The organism is Streptomyces sp. NPDC005374, from assembly GCF_042872225.1.
Lineage (GTDB): Bacteria > Actinomycetota > Actinomycetes > Streptomycetales > Streptomycetaceae > Streptomyces.
In genome coordinates this window covers 503,777-517,841 of the sequence record NZ_JBIAKA010000001.1, presented here as the reverse complement: position 1 = coordinate 517,841, position 14,065 = coordinate 503,777, and the positions used below count along the sequence as shown (strand labels likewise).

The window sequence follows — 14,065 nt, the reverse complement described above, 5'->3', positions numbered from 1 at the left end:
GGGAGAGGCACAGACAGATGCGCATCGGGATCCTGGGAACCGGAACACTGGCGGCGGCCCTGGCTGAGGGCTGGGCACGTGCGGGACATGAGGTGGCGATCGGCGGACGGTCGCAGGTCAAGGCGGAGAAGATTGCTGAGCGGCTGGACCACACAGTGCTCGCTGTCACACCGCGTGAGGCGGTCACCGGGCGCGATGCGGTGCTCCTCGCCGTGTCCTGGGACGGTGTCGAGGAGATGCTGGGAATGGCGGGCGTCTCCGACGGCGTGCTCGAAGGGACGCCGTTGATCGATCCCACGAACGCCGTTACGCATGGCGTCGGCACTCTGCTCACCGAACCCGGCGAGGCGATGGCGGGACGGATCGCCGGACTTGCTCCGGGAGCCCGGGTCGTGAAGGCCTTCCATCTCTTTCCCGCTGACCAGTGGACGAGCCCGCCCAATGGCGGTCAGCCCAGTGTGACGGTGGCGATGTGCGGCGACGATGCGACCGCCCTGCACATCGTCGGTGAACTGGTCCGCGACGTCGGCGGAGTCCCGGCGACTCTGGGGACGCTGGATCGCGCCCGCCAGTTGGAAGAGGTGGCGGGTTTCGTCATCGGCCTGGTCTTCGCAGGCTTCGACCCGGGCTCCGCCGTCCCTCACCTCCCTTCGAACGACAGACGGGCCGGCTCACAGGCATAGGACGTTCCCTCCGGATCAGTAACGGGACTACAGGCAGTCGGCGAGCCGATACCCGGTGGGGATGGGGGCCGCACGTGTTCGAGCGAGGCGTACGATGCCTGCCGTGGATGCCTCACACGACAGCTTGCAGTGCGGGCTCTGTGGGCAGATCGTGGATGCCCAGCACGAGCAGAACCACGAGGAACCGGTGGTCAGCGCTGACAGGTGCATGGAGTACGTAGTTATCGAACTGCGTGGAGCAACTGCTCATTGCCAAGCCGTCGATGACCCGTCTCGAATGTTCAGGACCGGGGCCGACGTGCTGGCGGAGCAATTGGGGATTGCCCTGCCCGATCTTCTTGGCTGCCACTACACGTGCTGGGAGGCGCCTGGGGAATACGGTGTCTTCCGGCATGCCTTCGAACTGGTCTGACCTGTGACAGTGCGCCGGACCGTTTCAATTGGATCATCTGATCGTTAACTGATGTGTGTCGTTGAGCGACTCCCAGTGGGTAAGCAACGAGCTGTTGCTGCCGGACCGGACTCCGAGGCGGGGTGGGCGGTGGCCGGATCACCGGCAGTTGATCGACGCGATCGCGTTCAAGTACCGCACCGGCACAACGTGGATGGACCTGCCCGAGCACTTCGGGTCGTGGAAGAGCGTCCACAACCGGCTGCGGAGGTGGGCCGCCGACGGCACCTGGGAGCGTATGTTCACCGCTCTGCCGCCCAGGCCGACGCCGAAGGCGATCTCGCCTGGGTCGTCGTGGTCGACTCCACCATCGCCCGGGCTCATCTGCACGCCGCCGGGGCCCGTCAGAAGGGGCCCCGGCCGGCGAGCCGGACCATCATGCCCTCGGACGGTCCCGCGGCGGTCTGACCACGAAGATCCACCTCGCCGCGGACAGCCGCTGCCGTCCACGTGTCCGCCTCGAGGGTGGTGGCAGCGGGGTGGTCTCGCAGGCGGGGCAGTGCTGCTGGTCGAGACAGTCGATCTGACCGACTGAGAGGACCGGCCCTCCGGTACCCGGGGCCTGCGGCCCGTGACGGCCGGCAGAAGTCAGGACCCGTCGGGGCAGGACCATCTCAAGATTCTCATGGTGCGGAGATCGAAATCGACCTCGATCGCTTCCGAAGCGTTGTTGCTCGTCACGTGTGCACGGACGGTGTCGGCCCCGGCGCTACGGGGGGCGCCGACAGTGAAGGTGGTGGTGGCCTCCACATCCCCACACGTCGCCGCCAGGTCGCCGGCTCCGCGGCCTTCGAGAACAACTTCTCGCTTCAGTGCCGTGTCCGTGAAATACGCGGTCATCAGCTTCCGCAGCTTCGACGTCGAATGCCGGGTGGCGAAGGCATCCGGCAGAACCGAGTAGTAAGCCCGCATTTTCTCCTGGGCCGCTGATATTTTGGAAACCTCACCGAGGCGGGCGGGATCTTCCGCCGATCGGTCCGCGCCCACGGAATTCCAGTAGGCGCCCGCACCGAGTGCCGCCACGACAATCGCCGCAAGGGCGGCAGAACGCGTACGGCGTTGACGGCGTCGGACGCTTCGGCGACGCAACTCCTGTGCGGACACCGGCCGGCCCACCCGAAGATTCTCCAACTGGGCGACGCTCTCGGTAAGCCAGACAGGACGCTCGTACTCACCGGACATGGTCCACCTCCTGGTCCGGCAGGGAGGAAAGGTGGCGGGCGAGTGACAGGCGCCCGCGGACCAGCCAGACCCTGATGCTGCCGGCCGGCCAGCCCATCTCGGCACTTATCTGCTCGACGCTGAGGTCGCACAGGTGGTGGAGGACGACGGCACTTCTCTGCTTTTTCGGAAGAGTGCGAAGTGCCTCGACGAGAGCGATGCGCTCGGGGGACGGGCCTTCGACGTGGCGCTGGTCGTGATGGCGCTGAATGAGCTGCACACCGCGCCGCAGACGCCGGAAGCGCGATACGGCGAGCCGCCAGGCCGTGGTGCGGATCCACGCCTCCTGGGAACCGTCGCCCGTGAATATCCCACGCCGGCTCCAGGCCCTTATGAACGCCTCCTGGACGACATCCTGGGCCTCCGGCAGATCGCCGGTCATCGCGTAAATCTGCCGAACGAGCCTGGGGTAGGCCACTGCATAGAATTCATCGAACTCCTCTTCCGCCGTGCCTCTCGTCACTCTTCCGCCATTCATATCCGTCCACAGAACGGCCAGGGGTCCTCTGCAGGGGAAGTACGCACGAGCGCTGATCCCCCGCTACAGCGGTTCTCAGTGATCTGTATCACCGCACCCGAGTGTCGCGTCCGGGGCCCCGCGCTGCGTAGTCCAGCTGTCCAAGTCCAACCGACAGCAGAGGAACTCCCATGCGCCATGCAGCCCCCCGTAAGCCCAGCAGGATGGGAACGACGTTCAGGACCGCCGCGGTCAGCGCTTTGGCGCTCGGCAGTCTGACGGTGGCGGCGGGGTCGCAGGTCCACGCGGCCACGGCGACCTCGCACTCCACGACGGACGACGACTCCACGCGCATACAGAAGCAGAAGGCCGATGTGATCGCCGCGGCCAAGGAGAAGAGTTCTCGCACCACGTCGAGCCCCGAAGCCGCAAAGGCCCTGAAGGCGAAGAAGGCCGCCGCGGCCAAGGGGCAGACTTCCCGGCCCGTCACCGACCCCGCGGCAGTGCGCACCCTGAAGATGAAGACGATCGCGACAGCTCACGCGCCGAAGGGCTGATCGACCTCGTATCTTTCACGAGCGTGCTCGCTCATGCCTTGATCGAATAAGCGGAGAGCGCTTCTGCCCTGCAACGATGGGTCGACTTGCCTAAAGGTCTGTGAACGCTGCTTGATGACTCATGTCAAGCCGCGTCCACAGACCTTTCGCTCGATCCCTGGAGCCGCCCTGAGCTTCAAAACCCATGTCCCTCCCCAGCGGACGATCTACTGTGTTGCCCACTGACTTGAGCCGGGGGCTGTGGGCTCGCGTTGCAGAATCAGACAGGTGGAGAAACAGTGGTTCGCCAGGCACGCGTCGGCATTACGGTTGCCATGCTCATGACCTCATTGGCGCTCGCCGGATGCGGAACCGGGCGGGGCTCCCAGGCAGGTGCAGCATCGGAGCCGACAGAGACGTCCGGTGTACAGGCCAAGCCGTTGAGCAAGGCCGACCTGGAGCGGGCGACGATCACAGGCGCAGATCTCGCCGGCTACGAAGTGGAGCGGGAGATCGCTGCCACCTTTGCGTCCCACAAGACGGCGGACCCTGCCGAATGCGCGCCTGCCATGCAGGCGGTGGGTGGCAGCAGTGGGTTCGCGGCCTCCGCGCGCATCGCCCGGATCATTTCTCCGAAGGAGCGCGGATCCAGTGCGCACATGACCCTCTCGTCGCACAGCCCAGGAGATGCCCAGCAGGTGATGGACGCGCTACGGACGGCCGCCGAGCGGTGCAAGACGTTCAAGGACATCCTGGTGGACTTCGACTACGACGCGGTCCAACTCCAACCCGATCCCGGCTTCGGCGATGAATCCGTGTCCCTCCGGCTCACCCAGCTGGCGTCGTTCGAGGGCGAGGAGCCGGTCCGGGTGCCCTATGCGGTGGTGGCTGTTCGACAAGGGGCCACGGTCGCCATGTTCACCAACTTCCACCGCCCCAGCGGGCCGAACGACGGGGAGCCGGCTGCCGTACCGAAATCGATCATCAAGGCACAGCTGAACAAGCTCAGCAAACTGGCAACTGCCAAGTGACCAGGACGTTCTTTCCGCTAAGGAGCGGTAGCCTGCGTATGGGTTCCATGATGTCTGCCCATTCCAACGGGCAGACGGCGTTGGGGCGGGTCAGGACGGCGTGCGCCTCGTTGTGGAGTTCGACTGGCCGCACAGAGCCTGCCCTCCGATCGGTGTGGCTCCGACCAGGGAGGGCGTCCCGCTATCGACCCTGATCTCTTGGCGGCCTTGTGGAGGGAACGCCATCCGTCGGGCCCTCCCGTCGCTCACACGTTCCGTACTAGTACGCGGATCGCTGGGTCCGCTTCCACAGCTTTCCTGACTCGCGGCGCTACCCGGAGTCCGAGGACGAGTACGAGATCGTGCTGGACCGGTACAACACGCTCCTCGACGAGTTGTTCGCGGGCACGGACGTGTTTGTGGCGACCATGGACTGGTCGGACACACCGACCGGGCCCGCGGGCTACCCGACGCCGCGACGGACACTGCACCCCGACGGCATCCGCTGGTGGACAGAGTCGGATCAGGACGACCCCGACCCGGAGTTCCACACCCACACACGTCTGTACGCCGACCGACGCCGCTGGAACCGTGGCTGCCTCGACGGGCTGTTGCGAGCCATCGCGGACGAGGAGCTCGTCGAAGTCTTCGTCGCAGACACGGAACTGCGACGCATCCACCATCCCTACGACGGCGGCGCAGACGTCATCCTTTCCACGCCTGGAGAGCGTGACCGTCTGCGTGACCAACACCAAGAATGGCTTTCCAGCCATCCAGCCGGCCTCTGAGGGCCGGAGCGGCTCCCAACTCACGTCGGCCACGGGCTGTCTCCGCTGCAGGCCGCCGATAATCACTGTGGCACTCAAGCCAGGGCCGTTAGGGTGCGCCACCATGGGCACGGACATCCACGGCGGGATCGAGTTCCGTCATCCCCACGTCGGTACCGACTACTACGACGGTGAAGCATGGGTGACCGCCATGGATCTGTGGCCGCTGTGCGACGAGAGGGACTATGCGGCCTTCGGCCTGCTCTTCGGTGTCCGTAACCACGCGGGCTTCCGGCCGCTTGCAGCCGGTCGTGGCCTTCCCGCCGACCTGTCGAGCGGCATGCGTTCAGCGCTGGGATCATGGGTTGGCCAGGGCGAGGTGGACGGTGCGAGCTGGATCAACTGGGCCGAACTCGCCTCCGTCGATCCCGAGACCAGGCCAGCGGACTTCGTCGGCCGAGTGACGTGGCACAAGGAGTCGCAGCCGAGTACACAACGGAGCCAACTCGTATCTCGGCCGTGGCCGACGGCGATCCTGTCCACCGTGGGCGTACCGCCTGCCGACTCGGACAGCGTTTCAGAACGCGTAGAGTGGATCACTGACGACTTGGTCTGCGTCTACGAACCACTGACCGTCGGTGATGTCCTGGGGCCGACTACACACTGGCCGCACGTCTTTGCCGTGATGAAGGCCCTGGCCGGCCGCTTCGGTGACGACGGCGTCCGCCTGGTTGTAGCGTTCGGCTGAGGGCGCGCTGCCCCACACCCTTCCTCCTGCTCAGCGGGTGCCGTTCGGTACTCAGGGCGGCGAGGCCCTGAAGCGTGGTGCGCCGTGCCGAGACGCACCGCTGGTTGAAGGCTGTGAACGCTGCTTGATGACCCATGTCATCCCGGCCCGCTTCCACCCGCCGGGGAAACGGCCCTCGCGGGCGGCGGGCAGGCCGATCTCGGGTGCGTAGGCCTGGTAGACGGTGATCGTGGACTCCGTGTAGGCCGCGCGGATCCCGCGTTGGGGTTCTTCCATGGCGTACAGCGTGCGGTCGGCCCGGTGAGGTGGCTACTGATTTTCGACCGGCGTGCACTGCGGCGGAGCGCAGGCAGCGGCGTGGAGCTGCACGGGTGGGTGGGCGCTGACCGTCCAGGGAGCGGTCCACCGTCCAGACGGCGCGCACCGCTCCCGCGTCACGCCACGAGCGCACCGGCGCCGATCAGGCTTCGGCCCGCGCGATGCCCGTCGGGCAGGACACTCCCCGGTTCGTCTCGAACGCGTCACTCAGCCTGACCCCCGTTCCCGCAGTACCCCGCCGGGTTCTTGTCCAGGTACTGCTGGTGGTGGCGCTCCGCCGCATAGAAGGGCCGTCCCTCCGCCGGGAGGATCTCCGTCGTGATCGTGCGGCGGTGGCCCGAGGAGGTGAGGGCCTGCTGGTAGGCGGCGCGGGAGGCCTCCGCGATGGTCGCCTGTTCCGGGGTGTGGGTGTAGATCGCCGAACGGTACTGGGTGCCCACGTCGTTGCCCTGGCGGAAGCCCTGGGTCGGGTCGTGGGATTCCCAGAAGGTCTTCAGGAGACGCTCGTAGGTGATCAGGGCGGGGTCGAAGATCACGCGGACCGCCTCGGTGTGTCCGGTGAGGCCCGAGCAGACCTCCTCGTACATGGGGTTCTCGGTGTGGCCGCCCTGGTAGCCGACCAGGGTGGTCCAGACACCCACCGGCAGCTGCCAGAACGTGCGTTCCGCGCCCCAGAAGCAGCCAAGGCCGAAGTCGGCCGTCCGGTAGCCCTCGGGGTACGGACCCAGCAGCGGGGTGCCGAGAACCGTGTGCCGGTCGGGGACGGTGAACACCGGCTCGGGGCGGCCCCGCAGTGCCTGCTCGGGGGTGGGCAGGACGGGCGTACGGCCGAACAGCATGACGCGGGCTCCTTCGTTCGTGCTCGCCGGGCACGGGTGCGGGGCGGCCCCGGAACAACCGTCCCGTGCCGCCCCGCATTCCGCCGAGGCCGACGTCAGCCCGAGGCCGCCTCGCCCGCGTTCGCCAGGCTCAGATCCCGCATCCGGCAGAACTCACCCGCCGGGTCGCCGCGATAACGCCACGGCAGCGCGTCCACGTACCCGTCCACCAGACGGAACTGCTCCACCGCCGCCTCGTCCCGGTCCTGCAGGCACAGATAGAACGCCAGCAGATGCCGTACCTCCGCCACATGCGGGTGGCCCGGATCCGCCGCCGCCACATCCGCGAGCGCCGCGTCGACCAGGGCCCGCATCTCCGGCGTACGGTCGGCGTCCGCGGAGTCCGACTCGTCGTGCTCGAAGTGCGCGATCAGTGGGAACACCGACATCAGGCTCCCCAGCGGTGCCTTCGCGGCGGCCTCGGCCGCGAAGTCCCTGGCCAGCTTCTCCGAGCCGCGCCACTTCGCGCACCAGTACTGGAGCGCCATGTAGTGGGCCGCGTAGTGGTGCGGGGCGCGGTCGGTGATCTCCTGCCAGATACGGTCCATGTCGGCGTGCGGATAGCCGAGGCCCAGTGCGGTCGATATCTGCGCGATGTACGGCACCGGGTCGCCCTCGACGGCGAGCGCGACCGCGCGCGCGTGGTCCTCGCGGGACTGCGACATCACCCGGTGGAAGCCCTCGAACTGCTCGGCGGTCGTGTGCTTGGCCCGCTTCGCACCGCGGATCCGCCCCGCCACGGCGACGGTGCTGCGCGCTCGCACGAGTGCCGCGCCCGGGTCGTCGGGGCGGGCGGCCTCCCAGGCCAGCAGCCAGGTGTCGTCCTCGGCGGCGAGGTCCGCGAACCACCAGCTGTGGACCGACCGGTAGTGCCAGTCCCGCTCGGCGGCCGTCGCGTCCATCAGGTCCGCGGCCGGCTGCCAGTCGCCGTCCTTGGCCGCGTCGAGCGCCGCGGTGAGTACGGCCGGGACCGGCCCGGCGGAGGCCTTGTTCTGCTTCTCGGGCGGCAGCAACCCGAGGGCGGCGGCCGCGGCGGGCAGCTCGTACGGCTTGTCGGCGTCGTCGGTGGAGTCGTCCGCTCCGCGCCAGCCCTCGACCGCGCCCTGGACGATGGCCTTGAGGAAGTACAGGCCCAGGGCGAGCAGAGGAAGGCCGACTACGGCCAGAACGATCCACAGGATGATCACAGCGCACCTCGCGGCGAGGGTTCCAGGGCGAGCAGCGCCCGCAGCGGGGCGGTCTCGGGGGCGTCGGCGACCGCCGGGGCGACCACCTTGTCGAGGTCGGTCACGGTGCCGTCGGCGGCGGGCGGCAGATGCGGGATCGCCGACCGCTCCCAGGAGAACTCCCAGCGCAGCAACGCGCGCGCGTTCAGCTCGGCCAGCGCCATGCTCGCCAGCGACTTGTGCAGGGTCGGCCGTACGAACTCACGGAACACCCGGCCCTGGGCCGCGGCCGCCTCGTCCGACAGCGGCAGTCGCTTCGCCAGCTGCCACAGCCGTCCCTCCTCGATCAGGTCGAGCAGCGCGGGCAGCGTCGGCTGCTCCCCGGTGTACTCGGCGTACGCCCGGTGCAGCGGTGTGTTGCCCGCGCGGAATGACTCCGCCATCACCAGGTCGAGCAGCTCCTGCCAGTCGGCGGTACGGCGGAACCGCCGCACCTCGTCCGTCAGTACGGCGTCCTCCAGCTCGGTCAGCGTCCGCTCCGGGTCGGTGAGGAGGTCGAGGGCGGCGCCGCGGGCCTCGTCCGCGCGTCCGTCGTCGGGCAGTTCCTCGATCCGGCGGACCCGGTCGGCGATCGGCGGATGCGAGTCGTACGGCGAGGTGGGCCCCGTCGGCAGATCGCCGCGCATCTCGACCAGCTCCAGCCGGCGGGCGCTCAGCATCCGGCCGTAACCGCCGAACATCTCACCGCGCGGCGGCAGCAGCTCCTGGCCGGTGCCGAGGGTGGCGTAGCAGTTCATGTAGTAGTCGAACGCCCCGTCCAGCACCGGGATCTCGCGCAGCGCCGACGCGGTGGCGTCCCGTCCGGCGATCCGGGCGGCGGCCGCGTCGGCGGCGTACTCCTGGCGGCGGGAGACGGTGAGCAGGGCGCGGAAGTACAGCTTGGCGTAGCCGATGTAGAGCTGCGCCATCGCGCGGTAGGTGATGCCCGCGCCGCCGGTGTCGATCTCCTTGGTCTTCTTGCCCTTCGCCTCGGCCTTGGCGTTCTTCTTCTCCTGCTTGGCCTGCTCGCGGGCAGCTGTCCTGTCGGCGCGCTGCTCGAAGTGCGTGATGGTGCGCAGCACTTGGGCGCGGCCGCGCATGTTGAGGGCGGAGAGCCGGGTGTCGGAGTTCGACTAGTGGCCCAGCTCGTGGGCGAGGATCGCCCGCAACTGGGCCTGGGAGAGCCCTTGCAGCAGCGGTACGCCGAGGTAGAGGTGGCGCGGTCCGGGGAGCAGGCCGAGCAGCCGGGCGTCCTCGGAGACGGCGGCGTTGACGTCGGCGGTCAGGACGATCCGGGACGGGGCGACGGTGCCGACCTCGTCGGCCAGCTCCCGCACCGTGCGCCACAGTTCCGGCTCGTCGGTCTCGGTGACGGGCAGGCCCGCCATGTCGTCACCCGGCGGGGTGCGCAGCATGAACAGGCCGCGCACCAGCGGGATCGCCAGCAGCACGGAGACGATGACGAGCTTCCCCGCGAGGCTCGACGGGGCGTGCAGGATCAGCAGATAGTCAGCGCCGGCCAGCAGGGCCAGCAACAGGACGCCGAGCAGATAGAAGCCTGCCAGCAGCAGAAGAGCGCGCAGCGCACGCAGAGTAGTGCCCATCGGGCAGAGGTCCCCCCACAGGACGGATCACAAGATCACGGAACGGCCGGGCGGGTCAGCGGAGACACGGGACGTGCTCATGACCAACACCGGGGTGAGCGCGGAGTATGACCGACGCGTCCGCCGTGAGGCAAGACGCGCCCGGGAACGGGGCTCGGGTCCGCCCGGGCAAGGGCTACGGCGTCACTGCGTGATCGTCGCCGGACTGCCGCCGTTCGCCTCGTACCCCGCCACCGCCAGGGCCCGGTATATCGCGAACTCGGCGGCCGGGTCGGCGGACAGCGTCCAGGGCAGGGCGCCGACATGACCGTCGATGTGCACGAGCTGGCTCATCGCCTCCGCCCAGCGCTCGCCGCGCACCAGGAAGAACACCAGCAGATGACGGACGTGGGCCAGCATCGGGTCGTCGCCGCGCGCCGAGTGGACGGCGTGCAGCGCCCCGTGGATCGCCTTGGTCACGACCGCGCTCTGGTAGAAGCCACTGACCAGGTTGACCTCGGGCAGGTGCTCGAAGACCGCGAACAACGGCATGGCGGCGAGCAGCGAGCCGTGCGGGGCCCGGGCGGCCGCCGCCTCCGCGAAGCCGTACGCCAGCTCCCGCGAGCCGTGCCACTTCTCGCACCAGTAGTGCAGCGCGGCCAGGTGCGCACCCATGTGGTCCGGGGCGCGGTCCAGGATCTTCAGCCACAGCTGCTCGAACTCCGCCTGGGAATAGGCCAGTCCACGCGCGACGGAGAGCTCGACGATGTAGGGGATCGGGTCGCCTGGGGCCAGCAGCGCCGCCTCGCCGCACGCCGACCTGGCCTCCTCCATGATGATCCGGAACTCGTCCGTGCCCGGCGTCGAGGTCCGCCAGGCCTGCTGCACCAGGAACTCCGCGTGCACGGCCGCGCCGCCCGCGTCCTTGGGGTGCTCGGCCCGCCACACCCGCAGCCACTGCCCGCCCGGCGACTCGCTGACCCCGCCCGGCCGCTGCCGCAGCTCCAGCGAGGCGGCCCCGGCGAACGCCTGCACACGCTGCCAGCGCAGCTCGCCCTCCCGCTCGGTGCCGGCCAGCAGCTGGGCGGCCGCCTTGTAGTCCTGCGTGCGCTGCACCAGGTCCAGGACGTCCAGCAGGTCCTGGTCGGGGCCGGGCATACGGATGTCCAGCTCCTCCTGCTGCACGAAGCCGTAGTCCGCCGGGTCCGCGGCGTCCGGGTGGCCGGCCGGGACCAGCTCGATCCCGCCCCGCCTGCGCCGCAGGAACGGGAGCAGGACGAAGCCCAGCAGGACCGCCGCCATCAGGACCCAGAGAATCTCCATGCCCCAAGAGTTCCAGACGCCACCGACAATTGCCCAACCCGGTCGACGGCCTGTGGAAAACTCCCCCGAACCGGCCCGCACACCCTGTGGAGAACTCCCGGACCGGCCCGAACGTCCGGGGCGGAACTCCCCCCGGACCGGCCCGTACGCCAGGGGAAAACCCTGCCGTACGGCTGTCGGGACCTCGGCGTCCGTCATCGGCGTCCCGGGCGGACTACCCTCGGAGCCCATGAGCGACAGGCACATCAGTCAGCACTTCGAGACCCTCGCGATCCACGCGGGCAACACCGCGGACCCCCTCACCGGTGCGGTGGTCCCCCCGATCTACCAGGTCTCGACCTACAAGCAGGACGGCGTCGGCGGTCTGCGCGGCGGCTACGAGTACAGCCGTAGCGCCAACCCGACCCGCACCGCCCTCGAGGAGAACCTCGCCGCCCTCGAAGGCGGCCGTCGGGGTCTCGCGTTCGCGTCCGGACTGGCGGCCGAGGACTGCCTGCTGCGTACGCTGCTCAGCCCCGGCGACCACGTGGTCATCCCCAACGACGCGTACGGCGGCACGTTCCGCCTCTTCGCGAAGGTCGTCGCCCGGTGGGGCGTCGAATGGTCGGTCGCCGACACCAGCGACCCGGCCGCCGTACGGGCCGCGATCACCCCGAAGACCAAGGCCGTGTGGGTGGAGACCCCCTCCAACCCGCTGCTCGGCATCACCGACATCGCCGCCGTGGCCCAGATCGCCCGGGACGCGGGCGCGAGGCTCGTCGTCGACAACACCTTCGCCACGCCGTACCTCCAGCAGCCGCTGGCCCTCGGCGCCGACGTCGTGGTGCACTCCCTGACCAAGTACATGGGCGGCCACTCCGACGTCGTCGGCGGCGCGCTGGTCACCGCCGACGAGGCGCTCGGCGAGGAGCTCGCCTACCACCAGAACGCGATGGGCGCGGTCGCCGGGCCCTTCGACTCCTGGCTGGTGCTGCGCGGCGCCAAGACGCTGTCGGTGCGCATGGACCGGCACAGCGAGAACGCCACCAAGGTCGCCGACATGCTGACCCGCCACGCGCGCGTGACGCAGGTCCTCTACCCCGGCCTGGCGGAGCACCCCGGACACGAGGTCGCGGCCAAGCAGATGCGGTCCTTCGGCGGCATGGTCTCCTTCCGGGTGGAAGGCGGCGAGGAGGCGGCCGTCGAGGTGTGCAACCGCGCCAGGGTCTTCACCCTCGGCGAGTCCCTGGGCGGCGTCGAGTCGCTCATCGAGCACCCCGGCCGGATGACGCACGCGTCCGTGGCCGGCTCCGCGCTGGAGGTCCCCGCCGACCTCGTGCGCCTGTCCGTCGGCATCGAGAACGTCGACGACCTGCTCGAGGACCTCCAGCAGGCACTGGCCCAGTAGGCGGGGCCGGACTACCAGCCCGTCATCGGTGGAGTCGTCGTGGACGGCGGCTCCACCCACGGCTGGACGGTCAGCGCCCACACCACGAACGCCACACTCGCGGCGAACAGCAGCAGCCACATGATCCGGCGCGCCGCGAGCCTGCGCCGCAGCATGCGCGACCCACGCCGTACGGCCTCCCCGTACAGGTCCGCCGGCACCTGGGGCGACGGCCGCTCCATGAGCTGCCGCACGGCGGCCTCACGCTGGACCCGGTTCACACGCACCTCCCGTGATCCGACGGCTCACCGACGCGACGGCCACCCCGCCGGCCGGCCCTGTGCCACGGCCACCACTGCCGTCCCGGGCCCTCATGACGCCGCCACCTTCGCCTTCACCACCGCGGGTGCGGGCCCGCGCGGCGGCTGCAGCAGCGTGGCCGTGGCCCGGTCGCAGATCGTGCGGACACGCTCCGTGGGCAGATTGAGCAGGGCCGCGGCCTGCTCCTCGGCCACGCCCTCGTAGAGACGCAGCACCAGGATCAGACGTTCCCGGGGCGCGAGCCGGGACAACGGGCTCGTGGGGTCGGCGCGGTTGCGGAACAGGATGCCGTGGCGGCGCCACGCCCCGTGTGCGAAGCGCAGGGCGAGGTACTGACGGGCGCGGTTGTACGGGTCCTCACCGCGCAGCCGGTCCCAGCACGCGTATGTGTGGGCGAGCGCCAGCGTCAGCAGGCGCCGCGCGCGCGGGTTGTCGTCCGGGGCCTCCGCGGTGAGGAGCGTCGCGGTGTGCAGCAGTCGTCCGGACGCGCCCGCGACGAACGCCTCGAACTCCCGGGTCCGACGCGTGCCCTGGGACACCTGCCGTTGCCGCACCGCACCTCCTCGCCTGCGGATGGCCGTACGACGGCTTCGTACGGCCACGAGGACCCTGATCTCATATGAGGCCCGGCGCGGCCGTCAGGTCAAGAGGCGGGGCGGTACACGCCTGTCTACGAGGACTGCGCCTCCGGCCCCGGTACGCCCTGGGCCGTCATCCGGGTGGACAGCGCGGTATTGAAGCGCGTGAGGAGCGTGCAGAACGCCTCTCGCTCCTCCGGGGCCCAGTCCTGGGTCAGCTCGGCCATCAACTGACGCCGGGAGGACCGCACTTCCTCCAGCCGCGACTGGCCGCGCGGGGACAGCTGAAGCACCACCGCGCGCCCGTCCTCGGGGTGCGAGGTGCGCTTGACGAGCCCGGTGTCGACGAGCGGCGCCACCTGCCGGGTGACCGTCGAGGAGTCGATGCCCATGCTCGCCGCGAGCGCCTTGACGCCCATCGGACCTTCCTTGTCGAGCCGGTTGAGCAGCAGGTATGCGGCGCGGTCCATGGAGTTGCGCACCTGCCCGACCCCGCCGAGCCGGGTCTGTTCGGCACGACGGGCGAAGACCGCCACCTCGTGCTGCAGGGTGTCGAGAAGACCGGTGTCACCGACGGTCGTCATGTCCATCGACATTCCAGGTGTTGTGGGCATGGCCGG

General features: G+C 69.5%; 16 protein-coding genes and 2 pseudogenes. 8 read left to right on the top strand and 10 right to left on the bottom strand.

Annotated features, from left to right (window positions below; all coding sequences use genetic code 11):
- Positions 1-17: 17 nt before the first annotated feature.
- The 3 genes from ACFYRX_RS02460 to ACFYRX_RS02450 all read left to right on the top strand — a co-directional run bounded on the left by ACFYRX_RS02460 (position 18) and on the right by ACFYRX_RS02450 (position 1,669).
- Positions 18-683, top strand: a complete 666-nt coding sequence (locus tag ACFYRX_RS02460) for an NADPH-dependent F420 reductase (RefSeq protein WP_389095887.1) — start codon at positions 18-20, stop codon at positions 681-683.
- A 103-nt stretch (positions 684-786) separates the two neighbouring features.
- On the top strand, positions 787-1,095 hold the full coding sequence (locus ACFYRX_RS02455) for a hypothetical protein (protein ID WP_389095885.1): 309 nt from the start codon (positions 787-789) through the stop codon (positions 1,093-1,095).
- 55 nt (positions 1,096-1,150) lie between these two features.
- Positions 1,151-1,669 (top strand): transposase, encoded by a 519-nt coding sequence (locus tag ACFYRX_RS02450; protein WP_389095883.1) that lies wholly within the window; start codon positions 1,151-1,153, stop codon positions 1,667-1,669.
- Between the two features lie 53 nt (positions 1,670-1,722).
- Here ACFYRX_RS02450 and ACFYRX_RS02445 read toward each other — a convergent pair whose 3' ends face one another.
- Positions 1,723-2,316 carry a hypothetical protein gene (locus ACFYRX_RS02445; RefSeq protein ID WP_389095881.1) on the bottom strand — a complete coding sequence of 198 codons (594 nt, stop codon included), beginning with the start codon at positions 2,314-2,316 and terminating at the stop codon, positions 1,723-1,725.
- Positions 2,306-2,833: a SigE family RNA polymerase sigma factor gene (locus ACFYRX_RS02440; RefSeq protein ID WP_389095879.1), complete on the bottom strand. Its 528-nt coding sequence runs from the start codon at positions 2,831-2,833 to the stop codon at positions 2,306-2,308. The genes ACFYRX_RS02445 and ACFYRX_RS02440 overlap by 11 nt, the downstream gene beginning before the upstream one ends.
- Positions 2,834-3,003: 170 nt before the next feature.
- Between ACFYRX_RS02440 and ACFYRX_RS02435 the strand changes: the two genes are divergently transcribed.
- The 4 genes from ACFYRX_RS02435 to ACFYRX_RS02420 all read left to right on the top strand — a co-directional run bounded on the left by ACFYRX_RS02435 (position 3,004) and on the right by ACFYRX_RS02420 (position 5,873).
- Positions 3,004-3,369 carry a hypothetical protein gene (locus ACFYRX_RS02435; protein WP_389095878.1) on the top strand — a complete coding sequence of 122 codons (366 nt, stop codon included), beginning with the start codon at positions 3,004-3,006 and terminating at the stop codon, positions 3,367-3,369.
- Positions 3,370-3,788: 419 nt separating this feature from the next.
- Positions 3,789-4,379 carry a hypothetical protein gene (locus ACFYRX_RS02430; protein WP_389095876.1) on the top strand — a complete coding sequence of 197 codons (591 nt, stop codon included), beginning with the start codon at positions 3,789-3,791 and terminating at the stop codon, positions 4,377-4,379.
- 341 nt (positions 4,380-4,720) lie between these two features.
- The gene (locus ACFYRX_RS02425) at positions 4,721-5,146 is read left to right on the top strand and encodes a hypothetical protein (RefSeq protein WP_389095875.1); all 426 of its coding nucleotides are present in this window, start codon (positions 4,721-4,723) and stop codon (positions 5,144-5,146) included.
- A 103-nt stretch (positions 5,147-5,249) separates the two neighbouring features.
- Entirely contained in the window at positions 5,250-5,873 is a 624-nt protein-coding gene (locus tag ACFYRX_RS02420) for a hypothetical protein (RefSeq protein WP_389095874.1), read from the top strand.
- 129 nt (positions 5,874-6,002) lie between these two features.
- On the opposite strand, the pseudogene ACFYRX_RS02415 reads toward ACFYRX_RS02420, so the two are convergent.
- From ACFYRX_RS02415 to ACFYRX_RS02395, 5 genes and pseudogenes are all read right to left on the bottom strand, one after another.
- Positions 6,003-6,149, bottom strand: a pseudogene (locus ACFYRX_RS02415) (DUF4291 family protein); the annotation flags it as partial.
- A 245-nt stretch (positions 6,150-6,394) separates the two neighbouring features.
- Positions 6,395-7,030, bottom strand: coding sequence for a peptide-methionine (S)-S-oxide reductase MsrA (msrA, locus tag ACFYRX_RS02410; protein ID WP_389095873.1), 636 nt, complete (start codon positions 7,028-7,030; stop codon positions 6,395-6,397).
- Between the two features lie 95 nt (positions 7,031-7,125).
- Entirely contained in the window at positions 7,126-8,256 is a 1,131-nt protein-coding gene (locus ACFYRX_RS02405) for a hypothetical protein (protein ID WP_389095871.1), read from the bottom strand.
- Positions 8,253-9,878: pseudogene (locus tag ACFYRX_RS02400) on the bottom strand (M48 family metalloprotease). The gene ACFYRX_RS02405 and the pseudogene ACFYRX_RS02400 overlap by 4 nt, the downstream one beginning before the upstream one ends.
- A gap of 183 nt (positions 9,879-10,061) precedes the next feature.
- Positions 10,062-11,180, bottom strand: coding sequence for a hypothetical protein (locus tag ACFYRX_RS02395; RefSeq protein ID WP_389095869.1), 1,119 nt, complete (start codon positions 11,178-11,180; stop codon positions 10,062-10,064).
- A 229-nt stretch (positions 11,181-11,409) separates the two neighbouring features.
- On the opposite strand from ACFYRX_RS02395, the gene ACFYRX_RS02390 reads away from it, so the two are divergent.
- On the top strand, positions 11,410-12,567 hold the full coding sequence (locus ACFYRX_RS02390; protein WP_389095868.1) for a cystathionine gamma-synthase: 1,158 nt from the start codon (positions 11,410-11,412) through the stop codon (positions 12,565-12,567).
- A gap of 11 nt (positions 12,568-12,578) precedes the next feature.
- Here ACFYRX_RS02390 and ACFYRX_RS02385 read toward each other — a convergent pair whose 3' ends face one another.
- From ACFYRX_RS02385 to ACFYRX_RS02375, 3 genes are all read right to left on the bottom strand, one after another.
- Complete coding sequence (locus ACFYRX_RS02385; RefSeq protein ID WP_389095866.1) at positions 12,579-12,827, bottom strand: hypothetical protein; 249 nt, start codon at positions 12,825-12,827, stop codon at positions 12,579-12,581.
- 90 nt (positions 12,828-12,917) lie between these two features.
- Positions 12,918-13,421 (bottom strand): sigma factor-like helix-turn-helix DNA-binding protein, encoded by a 504-nt coding sequence (locus ACFYRX_RS02380; protein ID WP_389095864.1) that lies wholly within the window; start codon positions 13,419-13,421, stop codon positions 12,918-12,920.
- Between the two features lie 116 nt (positions 13,422-13,537).
- On the bottom strand, positions 13,538-14,041 hold the full coding sequence (locus ACFYRX_RS02375; protein WP_389096892.1) for a MarR family winged helix-turn-helix transcriptional regulator: 504 nt from the start codon (positions 14,039-14,041) through the stop codon (positions 13,538-13,540).
- Positions 14,042-14,065 lie beyond the last annotated feature (24 nt).

Coding starts and splice junctions, on each gene's coding strand:
- ACFYRX_RS02460 (WP_389095887.1), top strand. CDS start 18: ATGCGCATCGGGATCCTGGGAACCGGAACACTGGCGGCGGCCCTGGCT.
- ACFYRX_RS02445 (WP_389095881.1), bottom strand. CDS start 2,316: ATGTCCGGTGAGTACGAGCGTCCTGTCTGGCTTACCGAGAGCGTCGCC.
- ACFYRX_RS02440 (WP_389095879.1), bottom strand. CDS start 2,833: ATGAATGGCGGAAGAGTGACGAGAGGCACGGCGGAAGAGGAGTTCGAT.
- ACFYRX_RS02435 (WP_389095878.1), top strand. CDS start 3,004: ATGCGCCATGCAGCCCCCCGTAAGCCCAGCAGGATGGGAACGACGTTC.
- ACFYRX_RS02420 (WP_389095874.1), top strand. CDS start 5,250: ATGGGCACGGACATCCACGGCGGGATCGAGTTCCGTCATCCCCACGTC.
- msrA (WP_389095873.1), bottom strand. CDS start 7,030: ATGCTGTTCGGCCGTACGCCCGTCCTGCCCACCCCCGAGCAGGCACTG.
- ACFYRX_RS02395 (WP_389095869.1), bottom strand. CDS start 11,180: ATGGAGATTCTCTGGGTCCTGATGGCGGCGGTCCTGCTGGGCTTCGTC.
- ACFYRX_RS02390 (WP_389095868.1), top strand. CDS start 11,410: ATGAGCGACAGGCACATCAGTCAGCACTTCGAGACCCTCGCGATCCAC.
- ACFYRX_RS02375 (WP_389096892.1), bottom strand. CDS start 14,041: ATGTCGATGGACATGACGACCGTCGGTGACACCGGTCTTCTCGACACC.